This window comes from Morganella morganii (genome assembly GCF_019242955.1).
Classification (GTDB): domain Bacteria; phylum Pseudomonadota; class Gammaproteobacteria; order Enterobacterales; family Enterobacteriaceae; genus Morganella; species Morganella sibonii.
The window spans coordinates 4,106,803-4,122,504 of record NZ_CP066129.1 but is presented as its reverse complement, the minus strand read 5'-3'; the positions used below and the strand labels follow the sequence as shown (position 1 = coordinate 4,122,504).

Here is a 15,702-nt window from a genome sequence, read left to right as displayed (position 1 = left end):
GTAAGCGGAGAATCATATGTCGTCAGTCCGGATCCTCAGTGTCGCACAGTGCCATGAGTCACTGCTGAACAGCGCGGAAGCACTGGTTGCGGAACAATGGCCGTTGTTTATGTTAGCCAGTCCGGTCTCCGACCAGTACTGGGATACACTGTATCTTGAGGAAAATCTGCCTTTTCAGCAGGTTGCGGTTGCAACCATTGCCGGAGAAGATCAGGTCGTCGGGCTTCTGAGTGCGATTCCGTTTTATTTTCCGGAAGATGCACCGCTGACTGAGTTGCCGGATGGGGGCTGGGATGCGGTGCTGACCCTGGGGGCAACCGATACCCGGAAACCGACATTTGTATCCGCACTGTCGGTGACCGTTGACCGGGATTTTCGCGGGAGAGGTATCCCGGCACAACTTATCACCGCGCTGAAAGCGGCTGTTGCGCAGGCCGGATTGAAGGGCGTGGTGGTACCGGTACGTCCGACGCTCAAGGCACAGTATCCGTTACAGGATTTCGCGGAATATTGTCAGTGGCAGACGCCGCAGGGTGAGCCGTTTGACCCGTGGATCCGCACGCATGTCCGGCTGGGCGGACAGATTATCAAACCGGCGATGCGTTCGATGGATATCACATCCTCTATTGATAACTGGTCGGAATGGACCAGTATGGCCTTTCCGCACGCCGGTCAGTACATTGTGCCGGGTGCTCTGGTACCGGTTCAGGCCGATCCTGAAACGGACCGGGTCATTTATCATGAGCCGAATCTGTGGATATATCATCCGCTGGCTGAATAGTCAGGGGATCAGGCGTTCCGGGTGGGTATAGATGGTGGCCCGCCCTTTTTTACAGAATCCAACCAGTGTCAGGCGGCAGCGTTTGGCGGTTTCAATCGCCAGCGTGGTTGGTGCGGAAACCGCAAACAAAATTTCCGCGCCGCACTGTGCGCTTTTTTGTACCATCTCATAGCTGGCGCGGCTGGATACCAGTATCACACCGTCTGTCCAGTGTGCTTTTGCCCGCATCCCCAGCAGTTTATCAAGCGCCACATGGCGCCCCACATCCTCACAGCCCCCCAGTAATTTGCCCTGCGGAGAGATCCAGCCTGCGGCGTGGGTGCAGCCGGTCAGTTTTCCTATTTCCTGCACCTGCGGAAGCAGGCTGAGTGCCTCATCAAGGTGACTGAGGGAAAAAGTCTGCGTGAAATCCAGCGGCGGGATCGGACGGAAAATTTCGCTGATTTGCTCGGTACCGCAGATACCGCAGCCGGTACGCCCGGCCATATTACGGCGGCGTTCTTTCAGTCCGGCAAAACGGCGGGCGGATAATTCCACATGGACTTCAAATCCGCCGTGGCAGGCATCAGTGATATCAATCCCGCGGATGTCGGCGGCGGATTCAATAATGCCTTCGGAAAGTGAAAAACCGACAGCAAAATCATCCAGGTTTTTCGGGCTGGCCATCATCACCACATGTGAAATGCCGTTGTACACCAGAGCAACCGGCGTCTCTTCCGCGACCCAGTCATTTTCATTATGCCCGGGTTTGCTTTTTTGTTGCACACTTGTGAGATGCGCACCGCGAATTAGACAATTATGTAACGATTCTATGGAATAAATGTCATCCATCAGATGAATTCCTGCGCTTAATAATACATAATAATAGTATGGGTAAAAGTTTACACCATTCCACCAGGCAATGAACCTGATCGCACGCACCACTGTGCGGATAAAAAGAAAGTTCGCTGTGGCTTATTTTGCAGCGGCATAAGAGCAATGTAATAAGGAGATCTCCATGCAAGTCAGCAGAAGGCAGTTCTTTAAGATCTGCGCTGGCGGTATGGCGGGTACAACGGCAGCGGCTCTGGGTTTTGCCCCGGCGGTCGCTATTGCCGGTTCACGTCAGTATAAGCTTTTGCGCGCACGTGAAACCCGTAATACCTGCACGTACTGTTCCGTCGGCTGCGGGCTGTTAATGTACAGTCTGGGTGACGGGGCAAAAAACGCCAAAGAATCTGTTTTTCACATTGAAGGGGATCCGGATCATCCGGTAAACCGTGGCGCACTGTGCCCGAAAGGCGCAGGTCTGATTGATTTTATCCACAGCGAAAGCCGTCTTAAATATCCTGAAGTCCGCGAGCCGGGCACCAACGAGTGGAAACGTATCTCGTGGAATGAGGCGTTTGATCGTATCGCCCGCCTGATTAAAGATGACCGCGACAGTAACTTTATTGAAAAGAACAGCGATGGCGTCACCGTCAACCGCTGGTTAACCACCGGGATGTTATGCGCATCAGCCGCCAGTAACGAAACCGGATTTGTCACCCAGAAATTTTCCCGCGCCCTCGGCATGCTTGCCGTGGATAACCAGGCGCGTGTCTGACACGGACCTACGGTAGCAAGTCTTGCTCCGACATTTGGTCGCGGTGCCATGACCAACCACTGGGTTGATATTAAAAATGCCAACCTTGTTGTCGTGATGGGCGGAAACGCCGCGGAAGCTCACCCTGTCGGGTTCCGCTGGGCGATGGAAGCCAAAATTCATAACAATGCCAAACTGATCGTCATTGACCCGCGCTTTACCCGTACTGCGGCGGTGGCGGATTTCTATACGCCTATCCGTTCCGGTACCGATATTGCGTTCCTGTCAGGTGTTATTAAATATCTGATGGAAAATGAAAAAATCAACCGTGAGTATGTTGAGGCGTACACCAACGCCAGCCTGATCGTGCGTGAAGATTACGCGTTCGATAACGGTTTGTTCAGCGGCTATGATGCGGAGAAACGTCAGTATGATAAAACAACCTGGAACTACGAACTGGATGAAAGTGGTTTCGCCAGACGCGACACCACATTGCAGCATCCGCGTTGTGTCTGGAATTTACTGAAAGAGCACGTCAGCCGTTATACCCCGGATGTGGTGACCAATATCTGCGGAACGCCGAAAGATGACTTCCTGAAAGTCTGTGAATATATCGGCGAAACCTGCGCGAAAGATAAAACCGCCTCGTTCCTGTATGCACTGGGCTGGACCCAGCATACCGTCGGTGCGCAGAACATCCGTACCATGGCGATGATCCAGCTGTTACTGGGGAATATGGGGATGCTGGGCGGCGGTGTGAACGCACTGCGCGGTCACTCCAATATCCAGGGCTTAACTGACCTGGGTCTGCTGTCGCAGAGCCTGCCGGGTTACCTGACACTGCCGTCTGACAAACAGACGTCGCTGGACAGTTATCTGGCTGCCAACACACCGAAACCAACGGTGCCGGGGCAGGTCAACTACTGGGGTAACTATCCGAAGTTCTTTGTCAGTCTGATGAAAACCTTCTATGGCGACAAAGCACAGAAAGAGAATAACTGGGGCTTTGACTGGCTGCCGAAGTGGGACAAAGGTTACGACGTCCTGCGTTATTTCGACATGATGGATAAAGGGGAAGTCAACGGCTATATCTGCCAGGGCTTTAACCCGTTAGCCTCATTCCCGAACAAAAACAAAGTGGTTAAGGCGCTTTCAAAACTGAAGTTCCTGATCACGGTTGACCCGCTGAATACCGAAACATCGAACTTCTGGCAGAACCACGGCGAGATGAACGATGTTGATCCGGCACAGATTCAGACTACGGTGTTCCGCCTGCCATCCTGCTGCTTTGCGGAAGAGAACGGTTCTATCGTTAACTCCGCCCGCTGGTTACAGTGGCACTGGAAAGGTGCGGATGCCCCGGGCGAAGCGATCAGCGACGGCGAAATCCTCTCCGGTATTTTCCATCGTGTCCGCAAACTGTATGAGTCGGAAGGCGGTAAAGTGCCTGAGCAGGTACTGAACATGACCTGGAACTACTTCGATCGCGATAATCCGACTCCGGAAGAGGTTGCGCAGGAGAGTAACGGTCTGGCGCTGGTCGATCTGAAAGATGCTGACGGCAACGTGATTGTGAAGAAAGGCGAGCAGCTCACCTCCTTTGCTCAGTTGCGTGATGATGGTACCACGGCAAGCGGATGCTGGATTTTTGCCGGCAGCTGGACGCCGCAGGGCAACCAGATGGCACGCCGTGATAACGCTGATCCGACCGGACTGGGTAACACCCTCGGCTGGGCGTGGGCATGGCCGCTGAACCGCCGCGTAATTTATAACCGTGCATCTGCGGACCCGGCGGGTAAACCGTGGGATCCGAAACGCCAGATTCTGGAATGGAACGGCAGCAAGTGGATCGGTATGGATGTGCCGGACTACAGCAACGCCGCGCCGGATTCGGATGTCGGACCGTTTATCATGCAGCCGGAAGGGATGGGCCGCCTGTTTGCTATCGATAAGATGGCGGAAGGGCCGTTCCCTGAGCACTACGAGCCGATTGAAACCCCTCTCGGTACCAACCCGCTTCATCCGGATGTGGTTTCCAACCCGGCTGCCCGTATCTTTAAAGATGACTGGGCGCAGATGGGTAAAGCAGAGGAATTCCCGTATGTCGGTACAACTTACCGGCTGACGGAGCATTTCCACTACTGGACAAAACATGCGCGGTTAAATGCCATTATTCAGCCGCAGCAGTTTATCGAAATCGGTGAGCGTCTCGCGAATGAGAAAGGTATCTCTCAGGGTGATACGGTGAAAGTCAGCTCCAAACGCGGCTATATCAAGGCCAAAGCAGTGGTCACCAAACGCATCCGGACGCTGGATGTGAATGGTCAGAAAGTGGATACCATCGGTATTCCGATTCACTGGGGCTTTGAGGGTGTGGCGGTGAAAGGCTTTATCACCAACACGCTGACACCGTTTGTCGGGGATGCGAACACCCAGACGCCTGAATTTAAAGCCTTCCTGGTTAATGTGGAAAAGGTGTAAGGAGATAAATTATGTCAATGCAATCACAGGACATTATTCGTCGCTCTGCCACCAATTCCCTGACCCCCGCACCTCAGGTGCGGGATTTTAAGGAAGAAGTGGCGAAGCTGATTGACGTGACTACCTGTATCGGCTGTAAAGCCTGTCAGGTAGCCTGTTCGGAGTGGAACGACATCCGTGACAAGATCGGTACCAACGTGGGGGTGTATGACAACCCGCAGGATCTGACCGCCAAGTCATGGACCGTGATGCGTTTTTCCGAAGTGGAAGAAAACGGCAACTTTGAGTGGCTGATCCGTAAAGACGGCTGTATGCACTGTGCGGACCCGGGCTGTCTGAAAGCCTGTCCGGCGGAAGGCGCTATCATTCAGTACGCCAACGGGATTGTCGATTTCCAGTCAGAGCACTGCATCGGCTGCGGTTACTGTATCGCGGGCTGTCCGTTTAACGTGCCGCGTATCAACGAAGAAGATAACCGCGCTTATAAATGCACACTGTGTGTTGACCGCGTGGATGTGGGTCAGGAGCCGGCGTGTGTGAAAACCTGTCCGACCGGGGCGATTCATTTCGGCTCGAAAGAGGATATGCAGGCGCTGGCGGGTGAGCGGGTCACTGAGCTGCAAAGCCGTGGTTACGCCAAAGCCGGTCTGTATGATCCGCAGGGCGTCGGCGGTACGCACGTGATGTATGTGCTGCACCATGCTGATAAACCGCAGTTATATCACGGTCTGCCGGAGAATCCGGAAATCAGTGCGGCGGTGAAATTCTGGAAAGGCGCATGGAAACCACTGGCAGCAGTCGGTTTTGCGGCGACCTTTGCGGCGGCAATCTTCCATTACGTGGGTATCGGCCCGAACCGGGTATCAAAACGCGAGGAAGAAGAGGCCCTGAAAGATATTCAGGATGTTCCGGCAAAGACTGAGCAATCAGCAGGTCAGGAGGAGCAGAAATAATGCAACAGGATGATCGCGAAAAAATTATCCGCCACAAACCCATTGAGCGTGTGAATCACTGGGCTGTGGTCATTTGTTTTCTGTTCACGGCCATCAGCGGGCTCGGGTTTTTCTTCCCGTCGCTTAACTGGTTTATGAACATTCTGGGTACCCCGCAGTTATCACGTCTGCTGCATCCGTTTACCGGTGTGGTGATGTTCTTACTGTTTGTGTTTATGTTCTTCCGTTACTTTAAACACAACTTTATCAACCGTGATGATATCGAGTGGGCGAAGCAGATCGGCAAAATCATGAAAAATGAGGAAGCCGGAGATGTCGGTCAGTATAACCTCGGTCAGAAAGGGGTGTACTGGGCAGCCAGTATCTGCCTGTTCCTGCTGCTGCTGAGCGGTATTGTTATCTGGCGTCCTTATTTTGCGGAGTATTTCTCCATTCCGGTGATCCGCATCGCGCTGCTGGTACACTCAATTTCTGCTATCGGGCTGATTATCACCATTATTGTTCACGCTTATGCGGCAATCTGGGTGAAAGGATCTGTGCGTGCGATGACAGAAGGCTGGGTAACCCGCGGCTGGGCGAAGAAACATCACCCGCGCTGGTACCGTCAGATTGTGGCAAAAGAGCGTGAAGAAGATAAAAAAGGTCAGTGACCGTTTTTAATCTTCTCGTGTGATTATTCAGAAGGCAGGGGTTTCCCCTGCCTTTTCGACATTTTAAGGCAGCCGGTTCATAATAGGGTTTTATTTGCCGGACCGGCTTATCCTCTCCATATCAGAAGAAGAGCAAGATCATGAGTATCCGAATTGTATCCAAAGAAGAGCTGGGACAGGCTCAGAAAAATGAAAAAGGGATTGGCTTTATCCCTGCGGTGCTGTTCCCTAATCTGAAGAATCTGTATCAGCGCCGTGCCGAACGCTTTGATGAGCTGGCCAAAGATAATCCGTTTGCGGATTACCTGGAATTTGCCGCTGAAATCACCCGTGCCCAGCAGAAAGCCCTGTATGACAATCCGCTCAGTATGGATATGGATGCCCTGATGGCTGCGAATATGCCGGGCAAAGCACTGCTCGATTGCCGTACCTTTCAGCGCACTGAACACTGGCGTAAACTGCTGAAAAGCATTATTGCCGAGCTGCTGCCGGTCGCGCCGGATCATGCCCGCCCGACCCTGGAAAACCTGGATAAAGCGTCTGAGAATGAGCTGGAAGATATGGCAACGGCGTTGTTTAATCAGGAGTTTTCTGCTGTTTCACCGGATAAGTCCGTGTTTATCTGGGCTGCATTATCTTTATACTGGGCGCAGATGGCGTCGATGATTCCGGGTAAAGGCCGTGAAGAGCACGGCGAACATCGTCAGTTCTGTCCGGTCTGTGCGGCGATGCCGGTTTCCGGCGTGATCCAGATTGGTACCACACAGGGATTGCGTTATCTGCATTGCGGATTATGTGAAACCGAATGGCATGTGGTCCGGATTAAGTGTACGAACTGCGAACAGACGCGTGATCTGAATTACTGGTCACTGGAAAGTGAACAGGCGGCAGTGAAAGCCGAAAGCTGCGGTGACTGCGGCAGTTATCTGAAAATTATGTCTCAGGAAAAAGACGCGAAAGTGGATACTGTGGCAGACGACCTGGCAACCCTGATCCTGGATGCCCGTATGGAAGAAGAAGGTTTTGCCCGCAGCAGTATTAACCCGTTCCTGTTCCCGAACGAATAAGCCCGGAAGTGAGCCCGCTATGAACGAACGTGCATTATACAGTCAGATACCTGCCATTGACGGGTTATTACATGAAACACCGGTCACCGCGCTGACAGAACAGTACGGCCAGACCTGTATCGTCAGTGTGCTGCGGGAAATGCAGGATGATGCACGTGACGCGATCCGTGAGCGGCAGCAACTGCCGGACTGGCACGATTGCTGGGCAGATGAACTGTCCCGCCGCCTGGACAGCGAGCGGGAGGCACTGCGTCCGGTCATCAACCTGACCGGTACCGTACTGCATACCAATCTCGGCCGTGCCCTCCAGGCGGAAGCGGCTATTGAGGCGGTGACCAATGCCATGCGCTGGCCGGTTACGCTCGAATATTCTCTCGATGATGCCGGACGCGGCCACCGCGACAGCATTGTCGCGGAGCGTCTCTGTCAGCTGACCGGCGCGGAAGCTGCCTGTGTTGTTAATAATAATGCGGCGGCGGTATTACTGGTGCTGGCAACGATGGCGGCCGGACGGGAAGTGATTGTTTCCCGTGGTGAGCTGGTGGAAATCGGCGGCGCTTTCCGTGTGCCGGAAGTGATGAGTCAGGCGGGATGCCGGCTGAGAGAAGTCGGTACCACAAACCGTACTCATCTGCATGACTATAAAAATGCGATCAGCGAGCAGACTGCGCTGCTGATGAAAGTCCACACCAGTAATTATCATATTGAAGGTTTTACGGCTGAAGTTTCCGGACAGGAACTGGCGGAACTCGGCCGGGAACAGAATATCCCGTCAGTGATTGATCTGGGCAGCGGTGCACTGATTGATATGACACTGTGGGGGCTGCCGGAAGAACCGATGCCGCAGCGTTATCTGGCTCAGGGTATTGATATTGTCACTTTTTCCGGCGATAAACTGCTCGGCGGACCGCAGGCGGGCATTATTCTCGGTAAAAAAGCGTGGATTGAGGCAATACAGCGTCATCCGCTCAAACGCGCCCTGCGGGCAGATAAAATGACCCTGGCGGCACTGGATGCCACGCTGCGTCTGTACCGCCGTCCGGAAAAACTGGCGCAGACACTGCCGTCACTGCGTTTGCTGACCCGGTCTGCTGACGATATTTATGATATGGCACAACGGCTTGTGCCGAAAATTCAGGCATATTACGGTGATGAATGGGTGATCCGCGCAGAGCCCTGCTCCTCGCAGATTGGCAGCGGATCACTGCCGGTGGAACGTCTGCCCGGCTGGGCAGTGACGTTTACCCCGCAAAACGGAAAAGGCAGCGCCTTAGCCACCCTGACGCACTCTCACCGTCAGCTGACCATTCCGGTGATCGGACGGGTAAGTGACGGGCGTCTGTGGTGGGATCTGCGTTGCCTTGAAGATGAAAACCGACTTTTACAGGCACTGTTACCATGATTTTTGCTACCGCCGGCCATGTTGACCACGGAAAAACAGCACTTATCCGGGCCGTCACCGGTGTGGATACCACCCATCTGCCGGAAGAAAAAAAAACGCGGAATGACCATCGACCTGGGCTATGCCTACTGGCCGCAGGATGATGATACCGTTATCGGTTTTGTGGATGTGCCGGGCCACGAAAAGTTTCTCGGCAATATGCTGGCGGGCATCGGCGGTATCCGCCATGTGCTGCTGATTATAGCCTGTGATGACGGGGTGATGGCACAAACCCGCGAGCATCTGGCGATTCTGCGCCTGGCGGGACGTCCGCAAATCTCGGTGGTGCTGACCAAAGCGGATCGTGTTCCGGCGGAACGGACTGAAGAAGTCCGGCAGCAAATCACAGAACTGCTGTTATCTGACGGCTGGCCGGAAAGCCCGGTATTTGTCACATCATCCCACAGCGGTGAAGGGCTGGATGCATTGCGGGCACATCTGCGTCTGCACCATCAGCAGCAATCGTCAGACAGCCGGACAGAAAAACGGTTCCGGATGGCGATTGACCGTGTTTTCAGTGTCAAAGGGGCGGGGCTGGTGGTAACCGGTACCGCGCTGGCCGGACGGGTCAGCACCGATGACACATTATGGGTGACCGGCAGTGACAAATCTGTCCGTGTGCGCGGTATTCATGCCCAGAACCGCCCGCAGGAAACAGCACAGGCCGGTGATCGCGTGGCGATCAACCTGAGCGGGGATGTCAGTAAAGAGACGGTTTCCCGTGGTGACTGGCTGCTGAGTGAAAAACCGGTGCAGCCTGCACATCGCATTCTGGCTGAACTTGAAACGGACGAAGGTCTGAAAAGCTGGCAACCGGTGCACATTCACCACGGTGCCAGCCATATTACCGGCCGCGTGTCTCTCCTGAATGACGATAACAGCTATCCGCTGCTGGCGGAAATCACCCTCGATACCCCGCTCTGGCTGGCGGAAGAAGACCGGCTGATTCTGCGCGATATCAGTGCGCAGCGCACAGTAGCGGGGGCACGGGTACTGAATTTATCCTCCCCGCGCCGCGGAAAACGCCGTCCGGAGTTTCTGGCGTGGTTGTCAGAACGGGCAGCAGCACAGGATGACCGGGCGGTTTTATGTTGTGAATTACCGCGCGGAGAGGTATCTCTGCCGGTATTTGCCTGGGCGCGGCAACTGACAGCGGAAAAACTGACGGAATGCACTGATGGTCTGAGTCTGCTGATCAACGATGGTTACGCCCTTTCCGCACAACGGGTTGAAACGGCAAAAGCTGTTCTGCTGGCCACGCTGGAGGATTACCACCAGTCACACAGCGACCAGATGGGCGTCGGGCGTGACAGACTGAAACGGATGGCATTACCGGTGCTTTCTGATGCCATTGTGTTTCCGGTTATTGCACAATTACTGGATGAAAAGCAGATTGTCAGAACCCGCGGCTGGCTGCATCTGCCGGATCACGGGCTGGCGTTTGATCCGGCTCAGAGCGCGCTCTGGCTGAGTGCAGAACCGCTGTTTCAGCAGGAACCGTGGTGGGTGCGGGATCTGGCAGTAAAACTCGGTACCGATGAAACAACCGCCCGTCAGTTTCTGAAAAAAGCCGCGCAGCTTGGTCATATTATGGCGATTGTGCCGGATCGCTATTACCACCGGTCACAACTCACGGAATTTGCGCAGGTGATCCGTGAATATAACCGGTCACATGAAGAAGGTATCGGCGCGGCCCAATTCAGGGATAAATATGGCATGGGGCGTAAGCTGGCTGTACAGATTCTGGAGTTTTTTGACAGGACCGGTTTTACCCGCCGCAGAGGGGACAAACATATTTTGCGGGATGAGGGATTATTTTAATTTTCTTCAAAAAGGATTTCAGGTATGAAGATTGATTTGGAAAAACTCCTCGGTGAGTTTAATAAAAATAAATTTCCAAGCTATTATGTCGGAAAGGCTAAAGCTTATGGATGGGATATAGTATATATCGATATAAAAACTGACGTATTTAATGTCGCACTGGATATCGATATCAGAGGGAATATTTATCTTGTCTTCCGGGATCATGAATCCCGCTGTATTTTTAATGAATTTCTTCATCGTGATTTTGAAGAAAGAGTGATGATTTATAACCAGAAGAGTAATGAGTATGAACTTGGAACAATTCCCGGTCAGGATTTTGATACTCTTTCAATAACGTATGGCGCTATAAGAAATATCATTGAATTTTATAATGATATTTATCAGCATTACCATAATAAAAAACAGCGGAAATCAGCCGGTAATATAGAGTCACTCCTTCGTCAGAAAACAGAAAATGAAACCTGGAATGATGTATACCATTTCTTTAAAGAAAAACGATTATCTGCGCTGGAAACTGTTAAATGGATAAAGGAAAATAACTGTAGCCTCAGCCGGTTTGGCGATGGTGAAATGAAGCTTCTGACAGAAGATGGTGTTTATTTTCAGAAAGCTGATAAAAAACTGACATATGAATTAAGAAGGATATGCTCAGAGAAACATAACACACTGGTATGCATGCCGCATTGTGCTATAGAAGATGGTTTTTGGCATAAGTTCTGGGTTAAATATTGGTTCCGGTGTAAGTTTTTTATTGACCAGCCGGTATATGGCGATTCATTTGTCAGTCGTCCTGAAGGTTTTTATCAGTTTGGTGATGAATTGGTTAATGCCTGGATGGATATATGGAAAGATAAAAATGTCTGCATTGTTACCGGCGATAAATCCCGGCTGGACTGTGAACACTTTATGTTGTCAAATATAAAAAACAAGGAAATCATTCACACTAAGAATACAAATTCTTATGATGATATCGATTTGCTGACAGAACAATGCCTGGAAAAAGAGGATGTTGATGTATTTTTAATCGCATCAGGCCCGGCGGGTACTGTATTATCTGCCCGGCTGGCAGATAATAACAGGATGGCGCTGGATATCGGCCATTTAACGAACAGTTATGATGTGGTCTATGAAGGAAAAGAGAGCCCGGAACAACTGCCTTTTTACTGATAATAAAACAGGCCGCAATTGTGGCCTGTTTTGTACTGTATTTGCTGTCATCAGGCTTTAGTGGCTAAAATGACGCTGGAGGCTTTTATCAGTGCGACAATTTCATTACCTTCATGTAATTCCATTTCATCGCGGCTTTCATTGGTAATAACTGCTGTCAGTGGCAGACCTTTTTCGGTTCTCAGATGAATCGTGCTGTTGACCGCGCCGTTCACCATTTTGCTGATTTTACCGCGGAACTGGTTACGGGCGGAAAAACGCAGACCGCAATCCGGATTTGCCAGGACCACCCACGGCGCTTTAATAATCGCAACAGCTTCTTTTCCTTCGCGGATCCCTAATACGTCACAGCTCTCTTTGGTGATGACGGTTGTCAGAATTTCACCATGCTCAAGTGTTAATTCCACTTCATTATTAACAGCGCCGGCAACAACGCGGGATACTTTACCGGTGAGCTGGTTACGTGCGGAAATTTTCATTGTGTGACCTCTTTCCTTTCAGTGATTAGCCGGAATGGTTAATCTTCCTGTTGTATCACACGATATACGCAGCGGCGAGAACCTGTCAGCAAATATTCGACCCGTTCCACATTTGCATCCAAAACGGTCTGAAACAGTTCGAGTTCAGCACGGCAGAATCCCTGACACATACGGGCGGCAGAGCAGATAGGGCAGTGATTTTCAATAATCAGCCAGCTCCCTTCCGGTTCTTTTTCCCACTGTGCCATATAGCCTTCCTCTGTGCGGATGGCAACGAGGCGGATAATGCGCTCCTCCAGGGTGTCAGCGCCCTGAAGTTTATCAAAATAGTCGCGGCGGGCTTCGTTCTCACGGGCGGTAATAATTTTGCCGATAGCATCCTCACCGAGTTCGCGGCGGATGGTGGTCAGGATTTTGACGGTCAGCTCAGCGTGACAATCCGGAAAGCGTTTGTTGCCCAGCGCGGTCAGATGCCAGCGCTGCACCGGACGGCCGACACCCCGGCATTCGGAATGTGCCTCAACCATGCCGTCCCGGGCCAGCTTGGTAAACTGCTGACGGGCGGCTTCCCCGGTGGTGCCCAGGTGCTCCCCGGCCTCGGATGCCTGCATCGGGCCATGCTTTTTCAGGAGAATAAGCAATTTTTCCCCGACCGATTGTGCGGAACTGAGGTTGCTTTCCAGGTTAGTTCTTGACATATTCTCGTGCCCGGTATCTATTTATCCAAGTTAATTCTTGTTTAATTTATCGTATTCAGCAAAGTATCACAAGACTAAAGGATGGTTCTATGTTGCCTGATGACAGCCGCTGGCGTGATCTCTTTTCAGGGAAAAACGCTGCGATTTCAATCGCTCTCTCGTTCGGTGTTGTTATCCACGCCGTTAATATTTTAATGGCAACCACCATTTTGCCATCTGTGGTTGCCGATATCGGCGGCCTGAATCTGTACGCCTGGAACACCACGTTGTTTGTGGCGGCATCCATTATCGGCTCAGTACTTTCTGCCCGCATGCTGGCCGTATATGGTGCCCGCATCGCCTATCTTCTTTCTGTCATTGCCTTTTTTGCCGGCAGCCTGGCCTGTGCCCTGGCTCCCCGGATGGAAATTATGTTGCTGGGGCGCGCCATTCAGGGCTTCGGCGGCGGTGTTATGTTCGCATTGTCTTATGCCATGATCAATTTAGTGTATGTTCCGGCATTGTGGCCGAGAGCAATGGCACTGATTTCCGGGATGTGGGGAGTTGCCACATTAGTCGGTCCGGCTGTCGGAGGTATTTTTGCCCAGTTAAATGCCTGGCGTTATGCTTTTGGTGTGATGTTGCCGCTGATGGTCGTTTATGGGCTCTTTTTGCTTACGATTATGCCTAAAAAGCAGAATAATGACGGTAACCGGCCACATCTTCCCCTGATCCAGCTGACATTACTGACTGCTGCGGTACTGGTGGTTTCCGCCGGCAGTCTCAGCTCTGATGTATTCCTGAATGTGGGCGGCGTGGTGGTTTCCCTTCTGCTGCTGATTGTACTTGCGGTGATTGAGCAGCGCAGCAGTACCCGGTTATTACCGGAGAATACTTTCCGGCGCGGCAGTCATCATGCCGCGCTGTATGTCACTATCTCTCTGCTGGCTATCGGAATGACCTGTGAAGTGTTCGTACCGTATTTCCTGCAACGTCTGCACGGCCAGTCACCGCTGGCATCCGGTTATATGAGTGCACTGATGGCGCTGGGCTGGACAGTCAGTGAGATCATCAGTGCGGGATGGAAAGGAGCGAAAATGCGGGCGAGTATTCTGCTCGGGCCGATCTTTGTGCTGGCGGGGCTGGTATTGCTGGCGCTGACACTCTCCGTACCGTCCGCCGGAACATGGGCCATTATGTCGCCGATCCTGCTGGGATTATCGCTGGTCGGGTTCGGGATCGGATTCGGCTGGCCGCATCTGCTGACCCGGATTTTACAGGTCGCGGCACCTGCGGATAAAGAGATTGCCGCCGCTTCCATCACCACAGTACAGCTTTTTGCCACGGCACTGGGTGCCGCACTGGCCGGTATGATTGTGAACGTCAATGGTTTCAATGACGGAACACTGACAGGCGTGATGTCTTCAGCCTACTGGCTGATGATGTTACTGGCGATTGCCCCGCTGATTGCGATTTTCACCGCCCGCCGCTGCGCGGCCATTTCTTACGGCTGATTATCCCGTTTCTGATAATAGTGTATGCCGGAATGAGGACTGTATCCCGTTCCGGCCTTTTTTTACACTGACCGGATGTTTTCTGTCAGGGTAATGTCCGTTATGTCTCAGTATCATCTCGAATTTGAAAGGCCAATCATTGAGCTGGAAGAAAAAATCGCTGCATTGCAGTCATTTAAAGAGCGCAGCAGCGATTTGGGGTTTGATCCGGATGATGAAATCGCCTGTCTGCGGAAAAAATGCGAAAAGCTGACGCAGTCGATTTATGCTGATCTCGGCGCATGGGAAATTGTCCGGCTGGCCCGCCACCCGCTGCGGCCCTATACCCTGGATTATATCAGTCTTATTTTTACTGATTTTCAGGCACTTGCCGGTGATCGCGCCTTTGCGGATGATAAAGCTATTGTCGGCGGGCTGGCACGCTTTGAGGGCCGCCCGGTGATGGTTATCGGTCACCAGAAAGGGCGTGATACCAAAGAGAAGTTACTGCGCAATTTTGGTATGCCCTCACCGGAGGGGTACCGCAAAGCACTGCGACTGATGAAAATGGCCGAACGTTTTCATATGCCGGTGCTGATGTTTATTGATTCCGCCGGTGCCTATCCCGGCGTGGGCGCGGAAGAGCGCGGACAGGCGGAGGCGATTGCCCGTAACCTGCTTGAGCTGTCGCGGCTGAAAACCCCGGTTATCTGCACTATCACCGGCGAGGGCTGTTCCGGCGGCGCGCTGGGGATTGGTGTCGGTGATCGTATCAATATGCTGCAATACAGTACCTATGCGGCAATTTCTCCGGAGGGGTGTGCCTCTATCCTGTGGAAAAGTGCGGATAAAGCACCGCTGGCTGCCGAAGCCATGGGGATGACCGCGCCGCGCCTGAAAGCACTGGGTATTATCGATACCATTATTCCCGAACCGGCAGGTGGTGCTCACCGTCACTATCAGCAGGCGGCGGATAATCTGCGTGAGCAGCTGTTGCAGGATCTGGCAGCGTTATCCGCCTTACCGGAAGACGAATTACTGGCGCAGCGCTATCAGAAATTAATGTCTTTCGGCCATTGCTGAAGACAGATTAACCTGTTTGTGATAACAATAGAGCCGGATATC

The 15,702-nt window shown here is 52.5% G+C and carries 12 protein-coding genes and 1 pseudogene; 10 read left to right on the top strand and 3 right to left on the bottom strand.

Annotation, left to right across the window (positions count from 1 at the left end; all coding sequences use genetic code 11):
* Nucleotides 1–16: 16 nt before the first annotated feature.
* Nucleotides 17–781: a transferase gene (locus JC793_RS19410; protein WP_218427047.1), complete on the top strand. Its 765-nt coding sequence runs from the start codon at nucleotides 17–19 to the stop codon at nucleotides 779–781.
* On the opposite strand, the gene fdhD is transcribed toward JC793_RS19410, so the two are convergent.
* Nucleotides 782–1,612 (bottom strand): formate dehydrogenase accessory sulfurtransferase FdhD, encoded by an 831-nt coding sequence (gene fdhD / locus JC793_RS19405; protein WP_218427045.1) that lies wholly within the window; start codon nucleotides 1,610–1,612, stop codon nucleotides 782–784. It abuts the gene before it with no gap.
* Between the two features lie 166 nt (nucleotides 1,613–1,778).
* On the opposite strand from fdhD, the gene fdnG reads away from it, so the two are divergent.
* The 7 genes and pseudogenes from fdnG (at nucleotide 1,779) to JC793_RS19370 (ending at nucleotide 11,928) form a co-directional block, all read left to right on the top strand.
* Nucleotides 1,779–4,826: a formate dehydrogenase-N subunit alpha gene (gene fdnG, locus JC793_RS19400; protein WP_141651469.1), complete on the top strand. Its 3,048-nt coding sequence runs from the start codon at nucleotides 1,779–1,781 to the stop codon at nucleotides 4,824–4,826.
* An 11-nt stretch (nucleotides 4,827–4,837) separates the two neighbouring features.
* Complete coding sequence (gene fdxH / locus JC793_RS19395; protein WP_046892846.1) at nucleotides 4,838–5,779, top strand: formate dehydrogenase subunit beta; 942 nt, start codon at nucleotides 4,838–4,840, stop codon at nucleotides 5,777–5,779.
* Nucleotides 5,779–6,429: a formate dehydrogenase cytochrome b556 subunit gene (fdoI, locus tag JC793_RS19390; protein WP_004240169.1), complete on the top strand. Its 651-nt coding sequence runs from the start codon at nucleotides 5,779–5,781 to the stop codon at nucleotides 6,427–6,429. Before fdxH ends, fdoI begins: the two co-directional genes overlap by 1 nt.
* Before the next feature lie 140 nt (nucleotides 6,430–6,569).
* Nucleotides 6,570–7,496: a formate dehydrogenase accessory protein FdhE gene (fdhE, locus tag JC793_RS19385; protein ID WP_052926484.1), complete on the top strand. Its 927-nt coding sequence runs from the start codon at nucleotides 6,570–6,572 to the stop codon at nucleotides 7,494–7,496.
* A 19-nt stretch (nucleotides 7,497–7,515) separates the two neighbouring features.
* Complete coding sequence (gene selA / locus JC793_RS19380) at nucleotides 7,516–8,898, top strand: L-seryl-tRNA(Sec) selenium transferase (RefSeq protein ID WP_218427044.1); 1,383 nt, start codon at nucleotides 7,516–7,518, stop codon at nucleotides 8,896–8,898.
* Nucleotides 8,895–10,758, top strand: a pseudogene (gene selB, locus JC793_RS19375) (selenocysteine-specific translation elongation factor). The gene selA and the pseudogene selB overlap by 4 nt, the downstream one beginning before the upstream one ends.
* Nucleotides 10,759–10,782: 24 nt before the next feature.
* Nucleotides 10,783–11,928 carry a GT-D fold domain-containing glycosyltransferase gene (locus tag JC793_RS19370; RefSeq protein ID WP_243846935.1) on the top strand — a complete coding sequence of 382 codons (1,146 nt, stop codon included), beginning with the start codon at nucleotides 10,783–10,785 and terminating at the stop codon, nucleotides 11,926–11,928.
* A gap of 50 nt (nucleotides 11,929–11,978) precedes the next feature.
* Here JC793_RS19370 and JC793_RS19365 read toward each other — a convergent pair whose 3' ends face one another.
* Entirely contained in the window at nucleotides 11,979–12,407 is a 429-nt protein-coding gene (locus JC793_RS19365) for a TOBE domain-containing protein (RefSeq protein WP_004236685.1), read from the bottom strand.
* Between the two features lie 38 nt (nucleotides 12,408–12,445).
* Nucleotides 12,446–13,105, bottom strand: coding sequence for a helix-turn-helix transcriptional regulator (locus JC793_RS19360; protein ID WP_166708880.1), 660 nt, complete (start codon nucleotides 13,103–13,105; stop codon nucleotides 12,446–12,448).
* Between the two features lie 89 nt (nucleotides 13,106–13,194).
* Between JC793_RS19360 and JC793_RS19355 the strand changes: the two genes are divergently transcribed.
* Both JC793_RS19355 and accA read left to right on the top strand, forming a co-directional pair.
* Nucleotides 13,195–14,598, top strand: a complete 1,404-nt coding sequence (locus JC793_RS19355; protein ID WP_166708879.1) for an MFS transporter — start codon at nucleotides 13,195–13,197, stop codon at nucleotides 14,596–14,598.
* 102 nt (nucleotides 14,599–14,700) lie between these two features.
* A complete protein-coding gene (gene accA, locus JC793_RS19350; RefSeq protein ID WP_218427042.1) occupies nucleotides 14,701–15,660 on the top strand; it encodes an acetyl-CoA carboxylase carboxyl transferase subunit alpha in 960 nt (319 codons plus the stop codon).
* Nucleotides 15,661–15,702: the final 42 nt, after the last annotated feature.